26 protein-coding genes are annotated in these 24,811 nt (G+C 62.2%); 13 read left to right on the forward strand and 13 right to left on the reverse strand.

From position 1 onward, the window contains the following. Window positions 1-122 precede the first annotated feature (122 nt). From VGI36_06680 to VGI36_06695, 4 genes are all read right to left on the reverse strand, one after another. Window positions 123-1,340, reverse strand: coding sequence for a CoA transferase (locus tag VGI36_06680; GenBank protein ID HEY2484815.1), 1,218 nt, complete (start codon window positions 1,338-1,340; stop codon window positions 123-125). Beyond that, entirely contained in the window at window positions 1,340-2,587 is a 1,248-nt protein-coding gene (locus VGI36_06685) for a CoA transferase (GenBank protein HEY2484816.1), read from the reverse strand. Before VGI36_06685 ends, VGI36_06680 begins: the two co-directional genes overlap by 1 nt. Before the next feature lie 167 nt (window positions 2,588-2,754). After that, complete coding sequence (locus VGI36_06690; protein HEY2484817.1) at window positions 2,755-3,477, reverse strand: molybdenum cofactor biosynthesis protein MoaE; 723 nt, start codon at window positions 3,475-3,477, stop codon at window positions 2,755-2,757. Further along, on the reverse strand, window positions 3,474-3,971 hold the full coding sequence (locus VGI36_06695; protein ID HEY2484818.1) for a MogA/MoaB family molybdenum cofactor biosynthesis protein: 498 nt from the start codon (window positions 3,969-3,971) through the stop codon (window positions 3,474-3,476). The genes VGI36_06690 and VGI36_06695 overlap by 4 nt, the downstream gene beginning before the upstream one ends. Window positions 3,972-4,050: 79 nt before the next feature. Here VGI36_06695 and VGI36_06700 point away from each other — a divergent pair, with 79 nt between their 5' ends. Together VGI36_06700 and VGI36_06705 are read left to right on the forward strand one after the other, a co-directional pair. Then, entirely contained in the window at window positions 4,051-4,737 is a 687-nt protein-coding gene (locus VGI36_06700; GenBank protein ID HEY2484819.1) for a TVP38/TMEM64 family protein, read from the forward strand. A gap of 2 nt (window positions 4,738-4,739) precedes the next feature. After that, the gene (locus VGI36_06705; GenBank protein HEY2484820.1) at window positions 4,740-6,260 is read left to right on the forward strand and encodes a mercuric reductase; all 1,521 of its coding nucleotides are present in this window, start codon (window positions 4,740-4,742) and stop codon (window positions 6,258-6,260) included. Window positions 6,261-6,497: 237 nt separating this feature from the next. Here the strand turns inward: VGI36_06705 and VGI36_06710 are convergent, their stop codons facing one another. After that, a complete protein-coding gene (locus VGI36_06710) occupies window positions 6,498-6,701 on the reverse strand; it encodes a cold shock domain-containing protein (GenBank protein ID HEY2484821.1) in 204 nt (67 codons plus the stop codon). 67 nt (window positions 6,702-6,768) lie between these two features. On the opposite strand from VGI36_06710, the gene VGI36_06715 reads away from it, so the two are divergent. Further along, on the forward strand, window positions 6,769-7,041 hold the full coding sequence (locus tag VGI36_06715; GenBank protein ID HEY2484822.1) for a hypothetical protein: 273 nt from the start codon (window positions 6,769-6,771) through the stop codon (window positions 7,039-7,041). Here VGI36_06715 and VGI36_06720 read toward each other — a convergent pair. Both VGI36_06720 and VGI36_06725 read right to left on the reverse strand, forming a co-directional pair. Beyond that, complete coding sequence (locus VGI36_06720) at window positions 6,986-7,519, reverse strand: biotin/lipoyl-containing protein (protein ID HEY2484823.1); 534 nt, start codon at window positions 7,517-7,519, stop codon at window positions 6,986-6,988. The two genes, VGI36_06715 and VGI36_06720, sit on opposite strands and share 56 nt — an antisense overlap. Further along, on the reverse strand, window positions 7,516-9,009 hold the full coding sequence (locus VGI36_06725) for a biotin carboxylase N-terminal domain-containing protein (protein ID HEY2484824.1): 1,494 nt from the start codon (window positions 9,007-9,009) through the stop codon (window positions 7,516-7,518). Before VGI36_06725 ends, VGI36_06720 begins: the two co-directional genes overlap by 4 nt. Before the next feature lie 160 nt (window positions 9,010-9,169). On the opposite strand from VGI36_06725, the gene VGI36_06730 reads away from it, so the two are divergent. Then, complete coding sequence (locus VGI36_06730; GenBank protein HEY2484825.1) at window positions 9,170-9,616, forward strand: MaoC family dehydratase; 447 nt, start codon at window positions 9,170-9,172, stop codon at window positions 9,614-9,616. A 5-nt stretch (window positions 9,617-9,621) separates the two neighbouring features. Further along, on the forward strand, window positions 9,622-12,405 hold the full coding sequence (locus VGI36_06735; GenBank protein HEY2484826.1) for a glycoside hydrolase family 38 C-terminal domain-containing protein: 2,784 nt from the start codon (window positions 9,622-9,624) through the stop codon (window positions 12,403-12,405). A 97-nt stretch (window positions 12,406-12,502) separates the two neighbouring features. Here the strand turns inward: VGI36_06735 and VGI36_06740 are convergent, their stop codons facing one another. Then, the gene (locus VGI36_06740; GenBank protein HEY2484827.1) at window positions 12,503-13,357 is read right to left on the reverse strand and encodes a hypothetical protein; all 855 of its coding nucleotides are present in this window, start codon (window positions 13,355-13,357) and stop codon (window positions 12,503-12,505) included. Window positions 13,358-13,449: 92 nt separating this feature from the next. Between VGI36_06740 and VGI36_06745 the strand changes: the two genes are divergently transcribed. Together VGI36_06745 and VGI36_06750 are read left to right on the forward strand one after the other, a co-directional pair. Then, a complete protein-coding gene (locus VGI36_06745) occupies window positions 13,450-14,763 on the forward strand; it encodes an MFS transporter (GenBank protein HEY2484828.1) in 1,314 nt (437 codons plus the stop codon). Window positions 14,764-14,769: 6 nt separating this feature from the next. Beyond that, window positions 14,770-15,384, forward strand: a complete 615-nt coding sequence (locus VGI36_06750; protein ID HEY2484829.1) for a CDP-alcohol phosphatidyltransferase family protein — start codon at window positions 14,770-14,772, stop codon at window positions 15,382-15,384. 85 nt (window positions 15,385-15,469) lie between these two features. On the opposite strand, the gene VGI36_06755 is transcribed toward VGI36_06750, so the two are convergent. From VGI36_06755 to VGI36_06775, 5 genes are all read right to left on the reverse strand, one after another. Then, entirely contained in the window at window positions 15,470-16,228 is a 759-nt protein-coding gene (locus VGI36_06755) for an anti-sigma factor (protein ID HEY2484830.1), read from the reverse strand. Next, on the reverse strand, window positions 16,225-16,827 hold the full coding sequence (locus VGI36_06760) for a sigma-70 family RNA polymerase sigma factor (GenBank protein ID HEY2484831.1): 603 nt from the start codon (window positions 16,825-16,827) through the stop codon (window positions 16,225-16,227). Before VGI36_06760 ends, VGI36_06755 begins: the two co-directional genes overlap by 4 nt. A gap of 273 nt (window positions 16,828-17,100) precedes the next feature. After that, window positions 17,101-18,210: an aldo/keto reductase gene (locus VGI36_06765; protein HEY2484832.1), complete on the reverse strand. Its 1,110-nt coding sequence runs from the start codon at window positions 18,208-18,210 to the stop codon at window positions 17,101-17,103. 39 nt (window positions 18,211-18,249) lie between these two features. After that, window positions 18,250-18,627, reverse strand: coding sequence for a VOC family protein (locus VGI36_06770; protein ID HEY2484833.1), 378 nt, complete (start codon window positions 18,625-18,627; stop codon window positions 18,250-18,252). 14 nt (window positions 18,628-18,641) lie between these two features. Then, a complete protein-coding gene (locus tag VGI36_06775) occupies window positions 18,642-19,283 on the reverse strand; it encodes a methyltransferase domain-containing protein (GenBank protein HEY2484834.1) in 642 nt (213 codons plus the stop codon). A 187-nt stretch (window positions 19,284-19,470) separates the two neighbouring features. On the opposite strand from VGI36_06775, the gene VGI36_06780 reads away from it, so the two are divergent. The 6 genes from VGI36_06780 (at window position 19,471) to VGI36_06805 (ending at window position 24,586) form a co-directional block, all read left to right on the forward strand. After that, window positions 19,471-20,253, forward strand: coding sequence for an IclR family transcriptional regulator (locus VGI36_06780; protein HEY2484835.1), 783 nt, complete (start codon window positions 19,471-19,473; stop codon window positions 20,251-20,253). Window positions 20,254-20,471: 218 nt separating this feature from the next. After that, window positions 20,472-21,218 carry an electron transfer flavoprotein subunit beta/FixA family protein gene (locus VGI36_06785; protein HEY2484836.1) on the forward strand — a complete coding sequence of 249 codons (747 nt, stop codon included), beginning with the start codon at window positions 20,472-20,474 and terminating at the stop codon, window positions 21,216-21,218. 74 nt (window positions 21,219-21,292) lie between these two features. Then, a complete protein-coding gene (locus tag VGI36_06790) occupies window positions 21,293-22,267 on the forward strand; it encodes an electron transfer flavoprotein subunit alpha/FixB family protein (GenBank protein HEY2484837.1) in 975 nt (324 codons plus the stop codon). 180 nt (window positions 22,268-22,447) lie between these two features. Continuing rightward, window positions 22,448-23,413 carry an alpha/beta hydrolase gene (locus VGI36_06795; GenBank protein HEY2484838.1) on the forward strand — a complete coding sequence of 322 codons (966 nt, stop codon included), beginning with the start codon at window positions 22,448-22,450 and terminating at the stop codon, window positions 23,411-23,413. A 15-nt stretch (window positions 23,414-23,428) separates the two neighbouring features. Continuing rightward, window positions 23,429-24,034: a histidine phosphatase family protein gene (locus VGI36_06800; GenBank protein ID HEY2484839.1), complete on the forward strand. Its 606-nt coding sequence runs from the start codon at window positions 23,429-23,431 to the stop codon at window positions 24,032-24,034. Then, a complete protein-coding gene (locus VGI36_06805; protein HEY2484840.1) occupies window positions 24,035-24,586 on the forward strand; it encodes a class I SAM-dependent methyltransferase in 552 nt (183 codons plus the stop codon). Window positions 24,587-24,811: the final 225 nt, after the last annotated feature.

Below are 24,811 nucleotides of genomic sequence, written 5' to 3' on the forward strand. Positions count from 1 at the left end.
CGCATTTCATTGTCGCGGCGCAGACTCGCCAGCCGCCGCCCTTCCTAGGAGTCTTGGTGACAAGAGATTCCTCGTCTCCGGCCCACAATCAAACGCGCGTCTGAAACGTCTGATCTCCCCCCTCAGCCGAACACTCCCGCCGCGACCAGCGCGGTAATCCGTTCTTCGCCATAGCCCAGGATCTTCTCGAGTACATGCGGATTGTGCTCTCCGAGCGAAGGCCCCGCAGCCTGCACACGGGCCGGGGTACGCGAGAGATGCGCGCGCGGTCCTTCGACGATCGTCTTGCCAAGCGTCGAGTGATTTACTTCGACGAAATGCGCGCTGTGGGCCATCTGCGGATCGCGCGCAGCCTGCGCGCTGTTCTGCACCTGGTGTGCTGGTACGCCACGCGACTGGAGATGCGCCTCTGCCGCTCCGGCACCCATCCCGATCGTCCAGGTTGATATTGCAGCGTCTATTTCGGCAGCGTTGTCGCGCCGTCCCTTGGCGGTGGCCAGACGCGGATCGCTCGCCAGGTCTCGGCGGTTTATCACCGAACACAGTCCTCGCCATTGGGCGTCGGTTTCGCACACGATCGCGATCCAGCGATCTTCGCCCGCCGCCGGATATACCCCGTGTGGTGCGTACTCGCGATCCGAGTTACCCACCCGGCCCTGGATGCGTCCGTTCGCCGTGTAATCGAGAATCGCCGGGGCAAGGAAATGCAGCGAGGCCTCCGCCTGCGACTGGTCGATGTATTGACCCTGTCCGGTGCGCCGATGGTGATCGAGTGCGGCCAGAATCGCCATCGCGGTGAAACGTGGTGATACATAATCCGTATACGCGCCGAATGGACCGGCCGGCGGCCGATCGGGCCATCCGGTGAGGTTGTGAAATCCGGATATCGCGGCGGCCATGTTACCGAAACCCGCGATTCGCGAAAGCGGCCCGCTCTGGCCCATCAGGCAGGTACTCAGCATGATGATGTCGGGCTTGAGCTTGCGCAGCGATTCGTAGTCAAAGCCCCACGCACGCATCGCCTTGGGCGAAAACGACTCGGTCACCACCTGCGCCCATTGCAAAAGATCGTGCACCACTTCGCCTGAGCGCGGGTTCCCCAGATCGAGCGAGATACCGAACTTGCCGGCGTTGCAGTTGTTAAACAACCCTGACGAGTCCGGGCCCGCGGTGTTGTTGTGAAACGGTTGCAGCGTGCGCGCCGTATCCACCCGGGTGGGAGACTCGATCCTGATAACCGTCGCGCCGTAGTCCGCGAGGATGCGCGTCGACGCCGGACCCGCCATCACCCACATGAAGTCGAGGATTCGCACGTCGGCCAGAGGGAGTGTTTCAGCCATCACACGATTCCTTTTTCGACGAGAGCGACGAACTCGGCGGCACTGAGCCCCAGTTCGCCGCAATAGACTTCGCGATTGTGCTCACCGACGGTCGGCGGCCGATGACGATACGCGATCGGCGTAGCGCTGAATTTTGCGAACGGCCCAGGGTACAGGATCCTGCGACCCAGCTCCGGATGCTCGATCGACTGCCAGTACGCGCGCGACTCAAGCTGCGGGCTTTTCACAACTTCTTCAATCGTCGTGATCGGCGTCATCAAGAACCCGCGTTCCAGCGCGAATTGCAATAACTCGGCCTTGGTGTGGCTGCGCGTGAAGCTTCTGACGATTTCGACGACACGCTCGAATTCGCTTATCGGTTCCGCGCCGCTGGCGAGCTGATCGCCCAGCGCGATCCAGTCTTTGTCGCGGGTCGCTTGGTCGCAAAACCCGCGCTCGCAGAGGTAGTGCATCAGCTTTCGACTGAAGACTCCCAGCGCGTTTCCGAACAGAAAAGTTAGCGCGATGTATCCGTCCTTCGCCGGCCACACCAGCGGAATGTCCAGCTCGCCAATTTTGACTCCGCCGGACATCCGCCGAATCTCGACCGATCCGAGCGGCGCCGCCAGCACCCACGACTGGGTCGCCATGGCTACCGATTTCTGAGCTGCCACGTCAACCCGCTGTCCGCGGCCCGAGCGCACCGACTCGTGATGGGCAGCCAGCGCACCGACCGCCGCATCGGCGCTCGCATGTAGATATGCCTGCGGCACGCTCAGGCGCACCGGTGGCCGGTCATCGTCGCCGGTGAGCATCAGCGGTCCGCCCGCCGCCATGATTATCAAGTCGGCGTCGGCATAGCTGGCCTTGGGGCCCTCCTGACCGAACGCGCTAATCGAAACGTAGACCAGAGCGGGATTGAGGGCGGCCAGGTCGTCGTACCCAAGCCCGCGCGCTGCCATGTCGCCGGGATTGAACGATTCGATGAGAAAATCCGCGCCACTCGCCATCCGCCTGAACAGCGCGCGGCCCTCGGGGCGATCGATGTCGAGCGTAACGCTGCGTTTGTTGCGGTTGTATGCCCACCAGTAAAGCGATCGATCGGGATGAGACTCGTCGTCGAGGAAGGGACCGAGCCGGCGCGCCGGTGCTCCACCGGGCGGCTCGATCTTGATCACGTCGGCGCCCAGATCGCCGAGGACTTGTCCACACAGAAGCCCGCGCTCGGTGGTCAGATCAAGAACGCGATACGGTGAAAGCATGTGCATCGTCAGCCAACCCGCTCCACCCTTACCACCACCGAAGGGCAGGCGGTCAAGCGCATCTCGCGACTCTCCTTATCGAAGAGCGCCGATCCTGGCGCCCGGGGGTTTTAAAGCGGCCCCCAGCGCACGCGGGAAAGAAACTGAGCAATGTCGGGACGCGATCGCTGCCGCTAGTGGCGAGGCTCGACCTCAGGAGGATGCGAGGTCTGGCACCCTATCCAGATCTCCCCGCCCTCGAAATATTCTTTTTTCCAAATCGGAACGGTTTCTTTCAGGCGATCGATCGCGAAGCGGCATGCCTCAAACGCCGCTCCTCGATGCGCCGCCGAAACTGCGATCGCGACCGAGGTCTCGCCGATTTCCACCGCCCCGATCCGGTGGGTGATCGCGATGCGCACGATGGGCCAGCGTTGCCCAGCTTCGCGCGCCAGCTTGCGCATTTCCGAGAGCGCCATCGGTTCGTATGCTTCATACTCCAGCCGAGTCACCTTGCGGCCCACGTTGTCGCGGCGCGTGGTTCCGGCGAAGGTCACGATCGCCCCGGCGGCAGGATCGCCGACCTCACGCTCCATCGCCGCGACCTCGATGCGATCGCGAACAATCGCGACCGAGCCGACCCATGGCGCCGGATCTTCGTTGGGGGGTGCGCCGCCACTCACCGGCGGGATAAAGGCGACTTCGTCATCGTTGCGCGGACGATAGTTGCCCTCGACGTATTCCTGATTGACCGCGAACCCGACCGAATCGCGATGGCCGGCGAGCGCCGGAAATTCGCCTTTCAGAGCCTTCCAGATTTCCGCGACCGTTATTCCGTCGGGAAATTCGCGCTCTAGTTCCGCGGCGCGCGCACGTTCGCGCAGGGTGGCAAACAGCTTGAGGTGCAGTCGGTTCATTGGGCAAGCAGGTAGGCGATGTGCCCGATTTGCGGCAGAATCAGCTTCTCCATCGCCAGCCGGCACGCCTTGGTCGACCCCGGCAGCGCAGCGATAAATCGGCCCTGCCGTACGCCCGCCACCGCCCGGCTGACCATCGCGGCGGCGCCAACCTGTTCGAACGAGAGCATCCGGAACAGTTCCCCGAAGCCTTCGATTTCCTTGTCCAGGAGCGTGCGAACCACGTCTGCGGTTACGTCGCGCCGGGCGAGTCCGGTCCCGCCGTTGACCACGATGGCATCCAGCGCCGGCAGATGGGTGATGATCGCGTGCGCGATTTTGGCCGGCGCGTCGGGAACGATCTCGTAATAGGTGACCTGGTGTCCCGCGCCTTCGAACAGCTCGCGGATCGCCGCGCCGCTTAGGTCGTCATCCGCGGTGCGCGTGTCGCTCGAGGTTACGATGCCGACCTTCAGATGGGCGCGCACCTGTTCTTTATGTTGCTCGGCGGGCATGGTTTTTCAGGATTACATCATCCCCGCTTCCATTATAAGCTCCGCCCGCGATGCCGATGCGAGCGGCCTCCAAGTCTCTATGAAGCGATCGGCAGGACTCAAATATGTGCTGGTGGCCGCGGCCATCGTCGCGCTGCTGCTCGTGGGCCGTCGGCTCGGAGGCGAGCTGACCTCCGCGCTCAACGCGATTTCCGCGCTCGGTCCTGCGGCGCCGCTGGCTTTCATTGCGATCTACGTCATTGCCTGCGTGCTCTTCATTCCCGGGTCGATTCTCACCATTGGCGCCGGCGTGATTTTCGGCGTCCTGTGGGGCTCAATCTACGTATCGGTCGCCTCGACCGCGGGAGCCACCGCCGCATTTCTAGTCGGGCGCTACCTCGCCCGCGAGGCGGTCGCACGCCGCATCGAACGTAACGCGCGCTTCCGCTCCATCGATGATGCGGTGGCCCGCGAAGGATGGAAGATGGTGCTCCTCACCCGCCTCTCCCCGGTGTTTCCCTTCAACCTGCTCAACTACGCCTATGGCCTTACCCGCGTCAGGCTCGCCGAGTACGTGGTCGCGTCATGGATCGGGATGATGCCGGCGACAGTGATGTTCGTGTACATCGGCGCACTGAGCGGCGACATCGCGCGGGCTGCCGCCGGCACCGGCGGCGCCTCGGCTAATCTAAGGTGGGCACTCAACGTGATCGGATTTGCAGCGACCGTCGCGATCGCAGTCTATGCAACCAGGATCGGTACGCGCGCACTAAAGGAGCGAACCTGAAGGTGGCCTCGGATGCGCTCAAGATCGCGCCGCTCGATGTGCACAACCGGGCGCTCTTGGCGAGGGTGCGTCCGCCCGGATGGCGCAATCCGACGGCCGCGCCTCGCTACAACCTGGTGGTGATTGGCGCAGGCACGGCCGGCCTGGTCTCCGCGGTGGGAGCAGCCGGCCTCGGAGCAAAGGTCGCGATAGTGGAACGCGACTTCATGGGCGGAGATTGTCTCAACTTCGGATGTGTACCCTCGAAAGCGCTCATCCGATCGACGCGCGCAGTCGCGGACGCGCGCAGCGCGGGAGTGCTGGGGGTGGAGGCACCGTCGGCCCGTATCGATTTCGCAGCCGCGATGGAACGGATGCGCCGGATACGCGCGGAGCTGGCATCCAACGATTCGGCGGAGCGGCTGCGCGATCTGGGCGTGGATGTATTCATCGGCGAAGGACACTTCACCGCGCGCGACAAGGTCGAGGTCGACGGCCAATCCCTGCAGTTTCGGCGCGCGGTCATCGCAACCGGCGCGCGTGCCGCGATGCTCCCCATTACGGGGCTTAGGGAGGCGAACGGTCTCACTAACGAAACTATTTTTTCGCTGACTGAACTGCCGCGTCGCCTGGCGATAATCGGTGCGGGGCCGATCGGCTGCGAGCTGGCGCAGGTCATGCGTCGTTTCGGCTCCGAGGTCACGCTCCTCGAAGTCGAGTCACAAATACTTATCCGCGAAGACCGCGACGCAGCCGAGCGCGTAGAGCGAGCGCTAAGGCGCGACGGCCTCATGATCACAACCGGAGCCAGGATTCTTGCGGTGGAGAAGCGCGGTGCGGAGAAGGTGCTGCGCGTCGAGGTCGGTGGCGTCGAGCGGGAGATCAGCGTCGATGAAATTCTGTTGGGTGTTGGACGGGCGCCCAACGTCGATGGATTGGGCCTGGAGGCCGCAGGCGTGAAATATGATCGCAGCGCGGGTATCAAAGTAGATGACTACCTGCGCACCACGAATGCCCGCATATATGCTGCCGGCGATTGCGCGTCAGCCCTAAAGTTCACCCACCTTTCCGACGCGCATGCGCGGATCGTGCTGCGCAACGCACTCTTCTTGGGGCGCGCTCGCGTCAGCGCGCTGACCATTCCCTGGTGCACCTACACCGATCCTGAAATCGCACACGTCGGTCTCTACGAAGCCGAAGCCCTAACGCGCGGCATCAAGGTCACGACCTACGTGCAGGAAATGGCCGAGGTCGATCGCGCCGTGCTCGACGGCGAAACCGAAGGCTTCCTGAAAGTGCACGTCAAGGAGAAAACCGATCAAATCGTTGGTGCGACACTGGTCGCGAAGCACGCCGGCGAGCTGATCTCCGAGTTAACCACGGTGATTGCGGCCGGCGTCGGGTTGGGCAAGCTCGCGGAAGTTATTCACCCATACCCAACCCAGGCGGAGGTCATCCGCAAGATCGCAAATCAGTACAACCGGACGCGCCTGACCCCGTTCGCGGCAAAAATGTTCCGCCGCTGGTTTGCCTGGACGCGCTAGGGTTTTGGAAATCCCGTTATCTTCGGGCAGGTTAGCAATAAGTGGTCGAACCTGGGCGTGTCGGAACCAGGCGCAGCACGCGCGGACCGCGGAGTGGTCTCGCGGCACCCATCGCCCGGCGCATTGATTCATGGTGGTCGGTGGACGGCATCGGCATGGTGCACGGCCGGCGACCTAGAGGAACCCGGGACCTTCGGATGCCCCGAAACTCAGCGGGATCTGGGGACGCTTCCTGGTCTAGCGCAATCGCACGTTGAAAGCTTGGCGGCCTTTCTCTCCCGATCGCACTTCGAACTGGACTTCGTTACCCTCGCGCAGCTCTTCGAAATACATCTTCGGCCCCAGGCGTGAGCGATGAAAAAACACCTCGTCGCCGCCGTCGTCAGGAATGATGAAGCCGAAACCTTTGTCCTTGACTACTTTCTTGATTGTGCCGAACACGCAATGAATTCCTCCGCGGCCGATGCTTCGATGCTTGAGCTTATGCCCTTCGCTTCGTATGTAAAGAGTGTCATACACGCATAACAAGCAGGATTCCGCGAAGATGCTCAAAGCCGTCACTCTTAAGGAAATCGAAAAAATCTTCGAAGTTCTCGACGCGCTGGGAATCTCGCGCGAAGCGGTTATCATTCCGCTGCGCCCCGAGCATCCGGGCCGCGTGTCCTTGCTGAAAGATGGCAAGCTCGAAATTGTGGTCGAACGCGACGACGATTTCGCCGCATGGGTCAGGTCGCTGGAGAACCGGATTCGCGCGTTGATGGAGTCGCAGCCGGAGGAGTGAGTTCGATTAAGAGTGCGCCGTGATCGACCATCTGCCCCGGCGCCACCAGCACCCGCTTTACGACCGCGTCGCTCTCGGCCGCCAGTGCCGTTTCCATCTTCATCGCTTCCAACACCACCAGTGTCTGTCCCGCGACTACCGCGTCGCCTTCTCTGACCGGGACGCGCAGCACCTTGCCCGGCATCGGTGCGGTGATTTCCGCGGCGGCGAGTCCGCGCGCACGATGACGGCCGCCTTCTTCCGCGCGGACGAAAGAGAACGTGCGCGGTCCGACCGCTACTAAAATAGTGTCCTTTCGTCTCGCGCTGGCGATACGAAACCGACGGCCGTCGATGGACAGCGTCCCGCCCCCGCTGGCGAGCGCATCGAACTGGGCGGAAACTTCGCGTCCGTCGATACGCGCGCGAAGGTGGGTGCCCTCCCGCTCGAGTATTTCGACTTCCCGCTCGCCGCGTTCTTCGGCCGCACGCAGCCTCACTGCCGTCTCCACAGCTCGAACCCGCCGAGCTCCGCCCACGGCGATCGAGTCGATGCGGTGCGGCCGCCATTTTCTGCGCCGCGCACCGGTGCCTGAGTAGCGAGTGCCGCGGCGATCAGCGCGGCATCGCTTTCCGCCTGGTCGTCGAGCGGCGGATCGGAAAAGAGCTCGTCTATAAAGCGAGTCGACAGATCGGCACTTGCGAATCGCTCGCTGGCCACCGCGTCGCGGAGAAAGCCCGCCGTATTGGTAACACCCAGGATCGCAAACTCATCAAACGCCGCCAGCATTCTACCCCGCGCCTGTTCGCGATCGGTGCCGGAGCAGATCAGTTTGCCTAGCAGTCCATCGTAAAAGGCACCGATCTCCGCCCCCGCCACCAGATGGGTGTCAAAGCGCACCCCGGGACCTGCGGGTACCCGGAGATCCACCACGGTCCCAGTCGCGGGCCGGAAACCGTGCCGCGCATCTTCGGCATAAACCCGGCACTCGATGGCACAGCCCTGTGGCGCGCCGGGAGCTCCGACCTTCTGTCCCATCGCGATTTTGAGCTGCTCCGCGACCAGATCGCAGCCGAAACGGATTTCGGTAATCGGATGTTCGACCTGCAGCCGGGTGTTCACTTCCAGAAAATAGAACTCCTCGTTATCGACCAGAAACTCCACCGTGCCGGCGTTGACATATTGCGCGGCCCGCGCCAGCCGCAGCGCCGCATCGATCATGGCGGCCCGCGTGGACTCGGACAGTCCTGGCGCCGGCGATTCCTCGATCACCTTCTGATGACGCCGCTGAATCGAGCATTCGCGCTCACCCAACGCGACTACGTTGCCGTGCTCGTCGCCGAGAATCTGCACCTCGATGTGACGCGGGCGCGCCAGGTATCGCTCCAGAAACACCCGTCCGTCGCCGAACGCCGAGCTGGCTTCGCGCGAGGCAGCCTGTAGCGCCGCGTCGAGGTCTTCCACCGACTCGACCACCCGCATGCCGCGCCCCCCGCCGCCGGCGGCGGCTTTCACCAGCAGCGGAAGGCCGGATCGCGCGGCAAAATCGCGTGCGGCGGATGGCTCGATCGCTTCAAGGCCGGGGACGACCGGCACCTTGGCCGCGGCGGCGAGCTTGCGCGCCGCGATCTTGTCGCCGAGCTGAGCCAGTACCTTCCCGGGTGGCCCGACGAAAATGATTCCGGCCTCTTGGGCGGCCCGCGCGAACTCGGCGCGCTCGGAGAGAAAACCGTAGCCCGGATGGACCGCGTCCGCGCCAGTATCGCGCGCAGCCTCTATGATCGCGTCGATATTCAGGTAGCTCTCGGCCGCCTCCGCGGCGCCGATGAGGCGCGCCTCATCGGCCGCAGCCACGTGGGCGCTGCGCGCATCAGCCTCGGAATACACCGCCACGGTGCGAATGCCCATTACCCGCGCGCTGCGGATGATGCGGATGGCAATTTCTCCGCGATTTGCGACCAGAAGCTTGTGGATTTGCCGTTCAGGCATCGTCTCAAACTAACCTCTGACTGCCGCGCTGAAAAGCCGTTGATCGTTATCCAGCCGAGGGTCTAGTTCTCTATTGGACCGATCGTGTCTTTCTGACCGGGCCGCTGCCGGCTCGGCGGAAGCGCGATCGCTCTAGGCAAACCATTCGGGGGCACAGCACATGATCCGTTATTTCGAAGATTTCTCGCCCGGCCAGCTGTTCAAACACTGGCCCGGCCGCACCATCACCGATTTCGACAACACCTGGTTCACTCTCATGACGATGAACACCAACCCGCTGCACTTCGATGCCGCCTATGCCGCCAAGACCCAGCACGGGCGTTGCCTGGTCAATGGCCTGCTGGTGCTTGCCACGGTCGTCGGTATGAGCGTCAAGGACGTCAGCGAGAACGCGATCGCCAACCTCGAATATGAGTCCGTGCGCCACTCCGCGCCGACCTTCGGCGGCGACACGCTTTATGCCGAAACTATGGTGCTGGAGACCACGCCGTCGAAGAGCAAAGACGATCGCGGCATCATCTATGTTGAGACGCGGGGGTTCAACCAGGACGGCGACCAGGTGATGATCCTGCGACGGCGAATCCTCCAGCCGCGCCGTCCGGCTTGAACCAGATGGATCATCTGTACTTCGTCGTTCACACTCATTGGGACCGGGAATGGTACCAGCCCTTCCAGCAAATGCGCGCGCGGCTGGTTGCGATGGCGGATCGAATGATTCCGCTGGTGGAGTCGGGCGAGGTTCCATCTTTCCATTTCGACGGACAGACCATCGTGCTGGACGACTACCTGGAGGTCCGCCCCGAAATGGCGCGGCGTCTCAAAGCCTTGATTCGCGCCGGTAAAATCCAGATCGGCCCGTGGTACGTGCTCGCGGATAGCTTTCTGGTCAGCGGCGAGTCGTTGATCCGCAATCTCGAAATCGGGCGGGCGGCGGCGCGCAAGTTCGGGCGCCCGCTGGAGGTGGGCTACCTGCCGGACCAGTTCGGCCACTGCGCACAGCTTCCGCAAATTCTCACTGGGTTTGGCTTTCGCACCGCCGCGCTGTGGCGCGGGGTCGATGCCTCCATCGCGCGCAACCGCTTTGTCTGGAAAGCGCCGGATGGATCATCGGTGCTCACCGCGTACCTCCCCTACGGCTATTCAAACGGTGCGAACTTGCCCCTGGAATCGATGGAGAGTTTCCTCGCGCATGCAAGGGTGATCGCGGATCGAGAACGTGGATTCGCCGTCGACGCGCCCATCCTGGTGATGAACGGTACCGACCATGCTGCGCCCGACGCCCGCTTGATGGCGCGCGTTCGCGAGGCGCGCGAAAGCAGCGCGATGAGCTTTGAAGTTGGTCCGCTTGAAACGATCGTGGATCGTCTGGCGGGGCTGTCCCTTGAAGGAATCTCAACCCATCGCGGCGAGCTGCGCTCTCCCTATCGTGCACATCTGCTGCCCGGAGTGACCTCGGCCCGCACTTGGATCAAGCAGCGCGATTTCTACAACTGCTATGTGCTGGAACGGTTGGCGGACCCCTTGGCCGCGCTCGCGAACGCCCGTGGCGCAGGTGGCGGTCTCGCCGCGTGGCTGGAGATGGCGTGGCGCACCGTGCTGCAGAACCATCCGCACGATTCGATCTGCGGATGTTCGGTCGACCAGGTGCACGACGACATGCGCTACCGCTTCGACCAGGCCGCGATGCTCGCGGAGAACGTTGTGCGGCGCGCGTCTGCGGCAATTTTGCCGAACACCGCCAACGGCCGGACCGGGCTGGCTGTCTTCAACCCCTCTTTCTCATCACACGCCCTGGTCACCGGCGAGGTTGAGGTTACCGATCCGAGCGCGCGCTACGCGGTGGAAGGGCCCTCGGGGCGGATCGCGGTCGCAGTGGACGTCGCTGGTGCCGAGCGATCGTTTGAAGTTGAGATGGCGGCCACGGACTTAAAGCCGTTGGTGGCGGCGCTAAGCCACCCAACCATGTTGGGCCGCACGATCAATCGCTACGTCCTGCGCACTGCGGGCGGTCGCGTCGAACTTGATTTGTGGCTGAGCCGGGCCGCGCTGAGCGAGCTCGACCTCGAAGAATTTCGCGAACGGATTCGAAATGAGGTGTTGGAGGGTGGGAAAATTCTGATTCGCGCCACCAACGCCCCCCGTTGCACCATTTCGTTTGTGGCAAATGACCTCACGCCAGCCGGGTTTTCGTTTGTTCGCCTGGTCCGTGAAGATTCCGCGCCTGCAAAACCCGCAGCGGAACCCGATTCGATCGAAAATGAGTTCTTGCGGGTTCGGAGCGGTGGGCGCGGTTTCAAAATCGAGGATCGGCGCACTCACACCGAATGCGAACTGTATTTTGAAGACGACGGCGACCGCGGCGACGAATACAACTTCGATCCGGTTGCCGACGCGGCCGCGATCTGTGAGCCAGTCACCCTTACCCTCCCGCTCATCGACCGGAGCCCGCCCCGACAACGCATGCGCATCAATCTGGAATACCGGATTCCCTGCGCGATTGATGCAAACCGCCACCAGCGCCAGACGGAAACCGAGCGGTTGCAAATCGAATTGATCGCGACCCTCTATGCGGGGCTCGATCGAATCGATTTCGACGCCCACATCGTGAATCGCGCGCGGGATCATCGCCTGCGGGTCGCGCTCAAGACTCCCATCATCGCAACCAAAGCGCTGCACGACACGAGCTTTGGCGTGGTGGAGCGCGCACTGGCTTGGTCCGAACCACAGAAAGGAACCGAAGATATCTGCCCGGCGGGACCGCATCGCACCTGGAGCGCCGTGGAAGGGAACAGCGTTGCTGCGGCGATTCTTTCGCGCGGATTATATGAGGTCGAGGCGCGTGCCGAGCGAGAAGGCGCGACCACCCTGCTGCTGACCTTGCTGCGCTGTGTCGGATGGTTGTCGCGATCGGATCTTGCAACCCGCCGGGGAGGGGCAGGGCCGGAGCTGGAGACGCCGGCCGCACAGGAACTCGGCGCGCATCACTTCGAATTCGCAGTGGCGCTCTACCGCGGCAGCTATCTCCACGCCGCCATCGTGCAGCGCGCAGCAGCCTATTCCTATCCGCCGCGCGTCTTTGCGGCGAGTATGCCACCCCGGAATGAATTGAGCCTGGCGCGATGCGACAACCCGCGCATCGCGTTCTCGACCGCAAGACTTACCGCTCGCCGCGGTAGGTACCGGGTGCGCACCTACAGCGCGTCGCCGAATCCGGAGCGCGCACAATTCGCTTTTGGCGCGGGTGCAAAGGCGCGAATAGTTAATCTTGCGGGACGCAATGTGACTAGAAAGGAAGTGCGAAGAGCGCGCCGCGGCAGTCTTGAGCTGGAGCTTCGCCCGTTCGAGATCGTGACCTTCGAGGTGACCCGCAGAGGTGAAGTCGCTGAAAAGAAGTGATGCACCCGAGAACTTGTCCTGCCATGCGCGACCAGTGGATGCTGAGCGATTTGCAGGCGCGACTCCGCGCCGCTAGTCTCAGCGAGCTGGGTCCCGGTCAGGGACCAACTGATGTCGAACCTTGAGCCTCGGTCGGGGTCGCAGTCGGGGCATTTACTCGCACAGCCCCCCCGCCGCTCTTACCATCACCGGCGACTATCAGCACCTGCGGGCCCTTGTAATATCGGGCGATTGCAACGCCCTCGAGTCCCCATCCGGTTTGCGCATCGAACCACGCATTCAACTTCGGCACCCACGGCCCGATGAACGTATCGAACCAGCCGAAGTGCGGCTTCACGTCCACCTGCACCGCGTCGGTCGGCGACCAGGGCCATCCGCTAGCTTGCGATGCGACGCTGACGGTCACCGCATAGATCCCCGGCTTGGAAGTGCAGTTGAAGACATTCGTCGATAAATTCCCCTCGCCGCCGTTCTGAAGGAAGTGCTGAATGGGGATTAGCACGCTGGCGCCTGCCCAGGTGTCGGACGGAAAGTCGAGAGTCTGCGCCTGCTCGAGACCCGCGCCGGCGTCCGTGCAACTCGCGTACGCGGTGGTTAGGTCGGCGTGCGCGGCACGGGTCACGGTACCCGCGGCCGAGTAAAAGGTGTGGTCGAATTTTTCCAGCGTCGGCAGCGCGCCGGGTAAGCCGGGTGAGAGCATCTCGGTCTCGATGTCGTATTCGCCGGTGGCGTAGCGGCTCTCCCCACGCAGCGCTATGGTGTCTTTCTCGCGATCTATCACGTAGTGCCCGTAGCCCAGCACGCTGCGTCCGTCGCGGCTCATGATCGTATACGCGATTGAGCCGCCATCGAGCAGGCTGGCAGCGCGCGCCGTGCCGCAAAGTACAAACGCGAGCAGCGCGGCGAGCGTGCTGGTAAATGGGCTACTTCGCGGACGAACCAGATGCGGCAAGGCGGCTATGTTCCGTTCTCCTGCTCCGGGATCGGCTTGCTCTCGCGCAACCGATCTGAAAAGTTTGGGCGCGGTTACGGAAAATTTTCCGCGTGAACCAGCCCCGACACAACCCCGCACCTGGCCCCGCCGACTACCCGCTGGCCGAGCGCGAACGCAGCTATTTGTGGGTGCTGCTCGGACTCCTCATGTCTGTGACGGTTTTCGAAGGTTACGACGTCACCATATTCCATCTTTGTACGCCGGACATTGCGCGTACTTTTCATCTGGACGATGCAGCTGTGGGCCAGATGGCATCGCTCGTCCGCGTCGGTGGAATGGCCGCATTTTTCCTCGTGATGTACTCCGACCGCATCGGGCGCAAGCCCATCGTGTCCGCCACGGTCCTGTTCTATACCCTCTTCACTCTGTTCACCGCGCTCTCGCAGGGTCTTGGGACTTTCACGCTGTTTCAGAGCTGCGCGCAACTTTTCTTATCCGCCGAGTTCGGCATCGCGATCATCATGATCAGCGAAGAGTTTCCCGCCGGCTCACGCGGCACCGGCGTAGCGGTGCTGAACGGGGTGGGTCTGCTGGGAGTGGTCGCGGGGGGTGTGCTCTACGCGTTGGTGGTTGACTCGCGCTGGGGGTGGCGCGGGATGTACTTCATCGGGATCATTCCGCTGCTGTTGGTCGCATTCCTGCGGCGCAACCTGCGCGAGACCGCGAGGTTCGAAGCCTTGCAGGAGGAGCGCAAACGTAGCGGCATTGAGAGCACCGGAGTACTTGCGGTGCTGCGGCACGCGGTCGAGCCCCTGCGGGGTCCCTATCGCGGTCGAATTCTGCTGGTCGCGCTGCTGTGGAACAGCGTTGGCCTGGTCGGTGCGCCCGCGGTCACGTTCTTCACCCTGTATGCAAAACGCGACCATCATTGGACCTCGGCGCAAATCAGTCAGGCGGTCGTGCTCGCTTATCTGATCGGAACCTTGGGGCATCTGCTCGCCGGCTGGTCGCTGGATCGGGTTGGCCGCAAGCTGACCACCAGCCTCGCATACCTTGTGGGTGCGGTTTCGATTCTCGCTTTGTTCAAGACTGGGACACACGCGGCGATGCTCACCTCGATGGTGATTACGGTTTTTGCGTTCCAGGGAGCGCGCACCGCCACCGCGACGTACTCTTCGGAATTGTTTCCGACCGAAATCCGCGCCACCTCCTACAGCCTCACCGTGCAACTGCTCGGTCAGATTAGCGGCCTGCTCACCCCGGTCACAGTGGGCGCACTGTCGCACCACCTGGGAGGTCTGGGCAACGCAGTGGCGGTGGTTTCGATTGGCCCGGTGATTGGTGCGGGGTTGGTGTGGCTGTTCGCGCCCGAGACGCGTGGACGCACGCTCGAAGAACTTGAGACCAGCGCGGCAGCAGATTAAACGGCGATGCTGGACAAGATCCTGGGTGAAAATCCCGAGGTCCGACGGCTCCAATCCTCGACCGCGCGCTCGCTCGCTCAGATCGGTATCAGCGCCAACCTCGCGACCATGGCTGCCCTGGCGGCCGGCATCGGCGCGGGCATCGCCTTCGCCGTGAAATCACCAGGGTGGGGAATCTTGCTACTGGCAGTCAGCGCCGCGCTGGACGCACTTGACGGCACGCTGGCGCGCGAGAGCGGGCAACCGACTCTGCTCGGTGGCGTTGCCGACCTGGTCGCCGATCGGGTGGTGGAGAGCGTCGTGATCATCGGTATCGCCTGGCCGTACGCCGCTCTCTACCTCCCGGTGCTGATCCTGATCGCAAGCTGGTACGTGAACATCACGGTGTTCCTGGCGGTGGGTGCGGCGCTCGAGCGGCGCGGTCCCAAACTCATCGACTACCCTCCGGGAATTCTGGAACGCACCGAAGCATTGATATTTTTCGTGATCCTCGGAGCCATCCAATCCGTTCCGTTCCTCCGCCCTGTCGGCCCGATACTCTGCTATGCGATGGCGGCGCTGGAAGTCGCAACCGCTGCGCAAAGGTTGCGGTTCGGTTGGCGGATGCTGAAGAATCAGTAGTCTCATTCCCGTGTGTGCTCGCTGCAACTGCCTGCACGAGCCGCGCCGCTTCCTGCTCCGGTCCGAAAGGCGTTTCGGAAAAGCGCTAGCTTCTCAGAAGAGCGGCTAATCTTTCCATCTCGTCCACGCCCATGTCCGACACGATCCAATAATTCATCCCGGCGTGACTAAAATGGTCGAGGTTATAACCGCTACGGGTGAGCAGCGATGGGGCGCGCTCGGAACCATCCGATGGCCAGATGAAAACGTTGATGAGGTGTGGTCCATGCTGGTACACGAGCGCCGCCACCGGACGGTCATCCAGGTAGTCGACCCGCCCGCCGACCAGCTTGAAGGTCTTGGCCTGAAAGTCCGCGACCGGCGGAGAGAAATCGATCTTGCCCTCGAACCATGGCTTCACGGTGTGGCGATCGCTCGATGGGACGTCGGTGAGATGATCGACCTGGGTCGAGCGCACGTGTGCGGCCACCACCTCTCGTACCAGAAAGTCGCTCTGGTCCACTCGGAACATTCGCGGCATGAGCAGGAGCGCAAGCACCGCCGCGATCGCAGCGGGAATTGCAATTGCGCTGGAGCGTGGCAACCACCGCCCGGTGCGAGTGACCCGGGCCGCGTCTGCCACGGGCGAACTCCCCAGCGCATTTACAATCCGGCGCCGCAGTACCTCCGGCGCACGAGCTCGCTCGCTCTCGCCCAGCGCTTTTTTGAGCGCGCGAATCGACTCCACCTCGCTTGTGCAGCGTTCGCATTCGCTTAAATGCCGGGTGACCTCGCGATCGGTGGCGACGTCGAGCTCGCGATCCACGTGCGCATCGAGCAAGGGGCGTGCCTCTTCGCAAGTCATGGCTGCCCTCCGCCGTAAGACAGCTTGTGCAGCGCCTGTTTGAGGCGACTGCGCGCGCGCGCCAGCCGGGACATGACGGTGCCGATGGGAAGGTCTGCGACTTCGGCGATTTCCTTGTAGGAGAGCCCTTCCAGATCGCGCAGCACCACGATCTCGCGAAACTCCGTGGGCAACTCTTCCATCGCCGTGCGCAGCGCTCGCGAATCCGCCCTGCGAATCAGCTCGACATCTACCGGCACCGCCTCATCCGGATGTTGTTCTTCGTCGAAGGGCATTGGCGGATCGGCGCTCCGGTTGCGGCTAAGCCAGGTGTATGCGGTATTTCGCACGATGGTGAGGAGCCAGGCGCGCGGGTCGCCGCCGCGAAACGTCCCGCAGAAACGCAGCGCGCGCAGATACGCCTCCTGGACGACGTCCTGAGCGTCGGCTTCGTTTTTCAGCACCCATCGCGCCAGGTTGTACGCAGCATCCAGGTGCGGCAGAAATGTGCGCTGAAAATCGTCGCGATTTTCTGGTCCGGTCAAGTGCTTCCCGCGCGCGCCGGCCGTTGCCGTCGAGCCGTTGCCTGCGGGCACCAGCCGCAAGCCTGGCTTGACCATGGTCCTCATCCGGGAGAGGACTGCCGGCGGCGCGATTTTATTCCCCGCGAGCTGCAAGACTCAATTGCAATAGTCGGTCACTGAACTACGGTCAGCGTACACATAGATGACCCGTGAGTGATGAAAATATTCCCGGCGAATTTCGTGGACCGTTATCCGGCTCGGCAGGGCAGGCGTAGTGGGAGGCAGCGGAGCGAGGGTGAAGACTCACCAACGAGCGGCCGCGACGGCCGAAACCGAAGATTGTGGTTCGCTCGGGAGCAGGCGAGAAAACTAGGGTTTCGCGGGCTGGAAGAGTTTCATCAGCTGATCCTGGGTAGCGGGGGCGTGAGCCGCCGTCGCCAGCGTGTCCGCGACGTGGGCCGCGGATTTCATTCCCACCAACGCGACGTTGATTCCCGGCGTCGAGCGGACAAATTGAATCGATCGCTGAGCATCGGAGCCGAACCCATCAAGCGCTTCGCGCAAAATCGGCGGCAGCCCTTTCGCCAGCCGGCCCTGCAACAACGATGCGCTGGCGCAAACTCCGATGCCCATGGCGCTGGCGACCGCCAGCATAGTGGCGCGCTGTTGATTGACCGGTTGATTCGCCAGCGTCACCGCCTCCGGCATCGCAAGATTGTACGGGAGCTGCAGCGCCCGAAAATGATGGTGCTCGCCGCCGACCTCGCCCGCGACCCGCCACAACTCCTCGAGCGAGAGCCAGGCGCGCTCGGTCGCGGCCACCCGGTAGCCGTTCCAGGTCGCTGTGCCGTAAACCCCGATTTTGCCATCCGCGACCGCGCGCTCGAGCATTTCGAATGCCGCGCGGATCCGACTTAAAAATTCCGCACGCGACACCGCGTTGAGCTGCGTCTCGGGATTGTGCAGGTAGTAGATGTCGATGGTTTCCAGCCCCAGGTTCGCGCGCGACAGCTCGAGCATCGCGCTGAGCCACTTGGGCGTCATGCAATGTGAGCCTTCGACCATGTCGTTGGGTCCCACGATCCCGGTCCGCACGAAGTGTTGTTCAAACCACGCTCGCGGATTCGGCGGAACTTCGCCATCAAAGGTAATGTAACCGCCCTTGGTTGCGACGATCAGTTCTTCGCGGCGTACTTCGCCGCGGTTGGTGAGCTCGGCGATCACTTTGCCGATCGTCCGCTCACCGCGCTGAAAACGATAGTTCACCGCGGTATCGATCAGATTTATTCCGCCGCGCACGGCGGCTGCCGTTGCGACCTCGTACGCGCGATCGGTTTCCTCGTCGGGCTCTCCCAGGTAGGTGCCGATTCCGATCGACGAAACCTCAAAACCGATCATCGGGCGAAAATTTCCCGGCAACTGGGGAAATCGCGATGCGTATGCGCGGGTGCCTTCTGCCGTAGCTCGGCCTTTCAGCATGGTTTCCTCCGGGACCGTGAGCGGCTAACCCGGTCGGGCTCAGGACCCGACGCGCAGTGGACTGATGTTGGGTTCGTAGAGAACCTGGATGACATTGCCATCAGGGTCGCGCAGATAGAACGAAACCGACCCGTCGCGATGACGTTTCAACGGATGCACGATATCCAGCTGTTCAGTCTGCGCCCAAGACCAGGCCGATTCGAGATCTGCGATCGTCGATGAGATGAAACCCAGGTGATCGAGACGCTGCGCCGATGGATCGCCACCATTGCCGCGATGCAGCGCCAAGTTATCGCAGCCCGAACTCAAATAGGCGTTCTCGGGATCTGGCTGCCAGACAATCTTCATGCCGAACACCTGCTGGTAAAAAGCGCTGGCGCGCTCGACATCGCTAACCGTCAGCGCCAGATGGCGCATTCCGTTGTGCCGGATCACCGCTGACCCTCGCGCTTTCGATACCCGACCACCGCCCAAATCGGATCAGACGGAGGTTCGGTTGGCGCACTCATGTCGACGACTTCCATATTCTCAAAGTTGCCTGACTCCTGAAAGTAGCGCGACACCAGCCGCACGCGATCGAACTCGCCGAGCGAGTGCCAAATCGCGACCGCCTTGGTCGGAAACATTCGGTTGGAAAACGAAACGATAAATGGCGCGCCGGGCCTGAGTACCTTCGCCACGCCACGGAATATTTCGATAGGGCGCGTCATGTACTGAATGGAGACCGTTACCACGGCGCCATCAAATTCGCCCTCGGCGAATGGAAGTACCGGATTTTGATTGAGATTGTGTATGACAATCTCGGTTAGCGCCGAATTGTCCTCCATTTCGGGCCGATTCATCCCTAGACCTACCAACCGCCCAAGACGCATCTCTTCCGGCACGTGGGAGCGCCAGCTGCTCATTAGATCGAGAATAGCGCCGCCCTGTGGCAGAAGCCGTGCAAAGATCTGTCCGACCTTTTTGATTGCACCTTCGTCGATATGTACGACCAGCCGCGGCTGGCTATAGAACAGCTCATCGTCGGATTCATCGATGCGACGAAAAAATTCTGGGGGGAAAGTTTCAGCCATTTAGGGAGTCCTCTGCCTGCCTGAGACTGGAGATAAAAAATCCTTTATTATCAGTATATTAGGACAATTTTTTGGCGGCTCTCGGCTTCTCGTTGACATGATTCGGACACACTGTCTAAATTAAAACACTTTTACAAAGGCGCCTGCTCCGGCTTGGGTCTTGTCGCCGCCAAGCGTCCGAAACCCGATGGTCCGACGCGACAAAACCAACTACGTCATCCAGTCCGTCGCACACGCACTGGACGTGCTGGAACAGTTTTTTGGTGATGTCGACGAACTGGGAGTCACCGAGTTATCCAAGCGTCTCAAGCTGCACAAAAATAACGTCTTTCGCCTCCTGGCGACGCTAGAAGCCCGCAGTTATATCGAACAAAACAAGGCAACCGAAAACTATCGACTCGGAATCAAATGCCTGCTGCTCGGTCGCCGCTACATCCATCATATGGGACTAGTGCGCCAAGCTCGTCCCATCCTCTCAGGTCTCGCACGAAAATGCCGCGAAAGCGCATATGTCGCAATCCTGCGCCGTGACGGGGTGGTTCCGCTCGAAGCGGCCGAACCGGAAGATCGCGCGGTACGAATCATGCCCCCGGTGGGACTGACGCTCCCGCTGCACTGCACGGCGGCTGGCAAAGTCCATCTCGCGTTCGATCCCGAAGAGCAGCTGCGCTCCACGCTGCCCGAACATCAGAAGCGTTTCACCGATCGCACGATCGTCGACCGCATCCAACTGGTTGATCAATTGCAAGCGGTTGCCCGCGACGGCTATGCCGTCGATACCGGAGAATTTGTCGAGGAAGTTAATTCGGTCGCAGTGCCGATTCGTGACTACACGCGCCTGGTAGTTGGATCGCTCGCCATCGCGGGACCGGCCTACCGCCTGGCGCCTGAGCGCATAAGCACCGAACTCATTCCCGCGCTGCTCGAAGCGGGCGGGGACGTCTCACGCCGCCTAGGCTTCAACGAGTAAGAAAATCAGAAGTCCGGCAACTTCGTCGATTTCCGCGGCTTGGCAAACCCGCACCCGCTTGACCGCGGAAATCAGCTTAATCTGCCGCCTTGCGCTCATCCCTAGAAGTTTGACTGAAATAAAGGCCGCTGTTAGTTTCGTTGCGTTTATCGCTCCCCTCCCGAGCATTCTGTGAGATTCTCATAGCCGCATGACCGTATGCGTGGAGTAATACTACCGTGAAAATCCTCGTCCCCATCAAACGCGTGCCGGATCCGGCAACTACCATCCGCGTGCTGCCCGATGGTTCCGGAATCGCAACCGACAACGTCAAATGGGTCATCAACCCCTTCGACGAAATAGCCATCGAAGAAGCGCTCCGAATCAAGGAGAAGCTGTCGGGCGAGGTGGTGCTCGCTACCGTCGGTCAATCCGCCTGGCAGGAGCAGCTTCGTACCGGGCTTGCGATGGGCGCCGACCGCGCCATTCTGGTCAAACACGACGGCGCGCTGGATTCGCTTGCGATAGCGCGAATTCTTGCCAAGGTAATCAGCGACGAAAAGCCGGAGCTGGTGCTGCTCGGCAAGCAGGCGATTGATGACGACTCGAACCAGGTCGGCCAGATGCTGGCCGAGAAGCTCGGATGGCCGCAGGCAACCTTCGCCTCCAAGGTCGAGTTCGCCGACCAGAAGGTCACCGTCACGCGTGAAGTCGATGGCGGCCTGGAAGCGATCGCGTTCAACCTCCCCGCCGTGATTACTACCGACCTGCGCCTCAACGAACCGCGCTATGCGTCGCTGCCGGGAATCATGAAGGCGCGCAAAAAAGAACTCAAGGAAGTTCCCGCAGAGAGCCTCGGTGTTGACCTCGCGGCGAAGCTCAAGGTGAAGACCCTGGCGGCGCCACCAAAGCGGCAGGCCGGAAAGAAAGTGGGCTCGGTGCAGGAATTGGTGCAGGTCCTTCATACCGAGGCCAAGGTGATCTGAAAATCGCGACGAGTTTTCTAATCGTCCGCACGCGACCCTCGCGCGGCGCGCAGCGGGCAGCGGAGTGAATACCAATGGGTGACGTGCTTATTTTCGCGGAACATCAGGGGAGCCATTTCCCCAAGACAACTTTGACCGCCGTGCACGCGGGTCTCGAACTGGCGAGGAAGCGCGGCGGACAAGCGATCGCCGTGGTTGCCGGCGACGCGCCGGAAGCTCTGGCCGCCGAAATCGCCAAGTACGGCGTCGCCAAGGCGATCGCGCTGACCCACGCGAATCTGAAAAACTACCTCGCCGATGCACACGCGGCGGCGCTCGCCGCTCTGATCAAGCAAACCGGTGCGGAATTCCTGCTCGCAACCGCGACCGCGATGGGCAAAGATCTGCTACCCCGACTCGCGGCGCGTCTCGACGCGCCCATGGCTTCGGAAATCACCGCGATCAACGACGATGGCACCTATGTGCGCCCGATGTACGCGGGAAACGCGATGGCCACCATCGAGCTCGACGGCCCGGTTAAAGTCATTACGGTTCGTGGCACAGCCTTCGATGCAGCCAAGCCGGGCTCGAGCCCGGCCCCGGTCGAGAAGGTCGATGCGGAAATCGACGCGGCCGCGGCCAAGACCCAATTCGTTTCCTTCAATCAGACCAAAAGCGATCGTCCGCAGCTTACCGAAGCTCGCATTGTCGTGTCTGGCGGCCGCGGGCTTAAGTCCGGCGACAATTTCAAGACCGTACTCGAACCGCTGGTCGATGAGATGGGCGCCGCGATGGGCGCATCGCGCGCCGCCGTGGACGCGGGCTTTGTGCCCAACGATCTGCAGGTAGGGCAGACCGGCAAGGTAGTCGCGCCGGAGTTGTATGTCGCGGTCGGAATCTCCGGGGCAATTCAGCATCTGGCCGGGATGAAGGACTCCAAGATAATCGTTGCCATCAACAAGGACGAAGAAGCCCCCATCTTCAATGTCGCCGACTATGGCCTGGTCGCGGACCTGTTCAAGGCGGTCCCTGAAATGGCCGAAGAAATGAAAAAACTGAAGCACTCGTAGGCGTCAGTGCGCGATAATTCCCTTTGACCCTTGCCGGGGTATGGGGAGACAGACGGGTTCCGAAAAAGGGACGACCCCCTCGGCGGCGAATTTCTCCACTTCGTGCGACCGTGGCTCGATTATCGGCGGCTTGCCACGCTTGGCGCGCGGTAGTAATCCGCAGCTACCGGGAGGGCTTCCATGACCGACCTGCAACACCACTTCGTCACTACCAACGGCATCAAGCTGCACTACGTTGAGCAGGGCTCGGGTCCGCTCGTCGTGATGTGCCACGGCTGGCCCGAATCCTGGTACTCGTGGCGCCACCAGATTCCCGCGCTTGCCGCGGCGGGCTTTCGGGCGGTGGCGCCCGATCAGCGTGGTTATGGACAAACCGAAGCACCCGAGGCGATCGATTCCTACAACATCCTCAATCTGGTGGGCGACATTGTCGGGCTGGTCAACGGGCTCGGAGAGTCGCGGGCGATCGTCGTGGGCCACGATTGGGGCGCGCCGGTGGCGTGGTATTCGTCACTACTCCGTCCTGACATCTTTCACGCATGCGCGCTGCTCAGCGTACCGTACGTTCCGCGAAGTTCGATTCGCCCGAGTATTCAATGGAAGGCGCTCGAAGGAACCGACAAGCATTTTTATCAGAACTATTTCCAGGAGCCGGGACGAGTTGAAAAGGAACTCGATGCGGACCCGCGCCGCTCAATGGCGATGATGCTGTACGGCGCGTCTGGCGATCCGCCCCCCGAGGAGCGCTGGCAGTTCCTGTTTCCGCGCAGTAAGAAGTTCATCGAATCTGGAGTCGCGCCGAAGAAGTTGCCGCCGTGGTTAACGGAAGCGGACCTGGAGTTTTTCGCCGGGGAGTTCAAGCGCGCGGGCTTTCGCGGCGGTATCAACTGGTATCGCAACTTCGATCGCAACTGGGAGCTGACGGGATTTCTCGATGGGGCAAAGCTTCTCCAGCCCTCAGTGTTCGCGGCCGGCGAGCACGACGTGGTAATCGCGATGATGGGAGGCGACCCGAGTAAAATAATCGCGGCTTCGATGCCCAATTGCCGCAGGCAAGTGATCATTCCCGGTGCGGGCCACTGGATTCAGCAGGAGCGTCCCCAGCAGATCAACCAGCTGCTGGTGGAATTCGCCAAGGGTCTGTGACGATGGGGGTGCTGGTTGCCGCTTAACAGCCAAATCCTGCTGGTACGCCACGGGCGTCCGAATCTCGCGTGGCCACGCAGATGCCGTCATCGCGAGTTCAAGAGCTGGATGGCCGATTACGACGCGGCGGAACTCGACCCCGCCAGTCCTCCTCCGCCAAAGCTGATCGAAATTGCCAGCGGCTCAGCCCTGTTCCTCTCGAGCAATCGGCCGCGCTCCTATCAGTCGGCGTTGCGCCTTGCGCGAGGCCATCCGGTGGTGCAGCTCACGGAACTCGACGAGGTCCCGCTTCCTCATCTGCCGATCCCGATGATCGAATTGCCCACCGAAGTGTGGGTCATGCTGACTCGCATTTCCCACGTCGCCGGTTACGCCGGCAGAGCCGAATCGATTGACGAGGCCCGGGCGCGCTCGCGCCGCGCCGCCGGGCGTCTGGCCGAGTACGCATCGAGCAATCACAAGGTTGCGGTGGTCGCGCACGGCACGATCAATTGGCTAATCGGTCGCCACCTCAAGCGCCAGGGATGGCGCGTGCAGCGGCGTGGAGCGACCGGCGGCTATTGGCACTGGCGCCTGTTCGGTCTTGGCAACGGCAACGGAAAACGGCCACAGAGCGGGTGAATGCCAAATCCGGCGCGTCGTTTCTACGACCGACTCGCGCGCGATTACCATCTCATTTATGCGGACTGGAATGCGGCTATCGAATCGCAGTCGCGCGCGATCGATCGGATCGTGCGCAGCGAGGTTGCAGCGCCGCCGCTGGCCCTGCTCGATTGCGCGTGCGGAATCGGTACCCAGGCGATCGGTCTTGCCCTCCGCGGGTACCGGCTTCACGCAACCGACCTGAGCAGACCCGCCCTGCAGCGGGCGCGCCGCGAAGCACGCTCGCGAGGAGCACAACTCACCTTCGCGCAAGCGGACCTTCGCGACCTCGGCCGCAGCGTCGCTAGCACATTCGACGTCGTGATTTGCTGCGACAACTCGCTCGCACACATGATGACGGCCCGCGATCTGGCTCGCGCGGCCCGGAGCATCAGGGGGCGGCTCAAACCGAGCGGGCTATTCATCGCATCGATTCGCGACTACGACCGCATCCTGCGAGAGCACCCCACATTCACTCCCCAAGCGCTCTGCACCGCTACCGGCGACCTGCGCCTGGCATTCCAGCATTAGAATTGGCATGGGGATGGCCGGACCTACGATCAGCATTTGTTCATCGTGCGCGGGCGCGGCGACCGGTGGACGATTCGCCACTACCAGGGCCTGTCTCATGCACTCCTGCGCAGCGAGCTCAGTGAACATCTTCGCCGGGTTGGCCTGAGAAAGGTCAAGTGGCTGTTGCCAGCGCAGACTGGTTACTATCAGCCAATCGTTATCGCGCGCACCGTTGCGGGATAG

Source organism: Candidatus Binataceae bacterium (assembly GCA_036495685.1).
GTDB lineage: Bacteria > Desulfobacterota > Binatia > Binatales > Binataceae > JAFAHS01.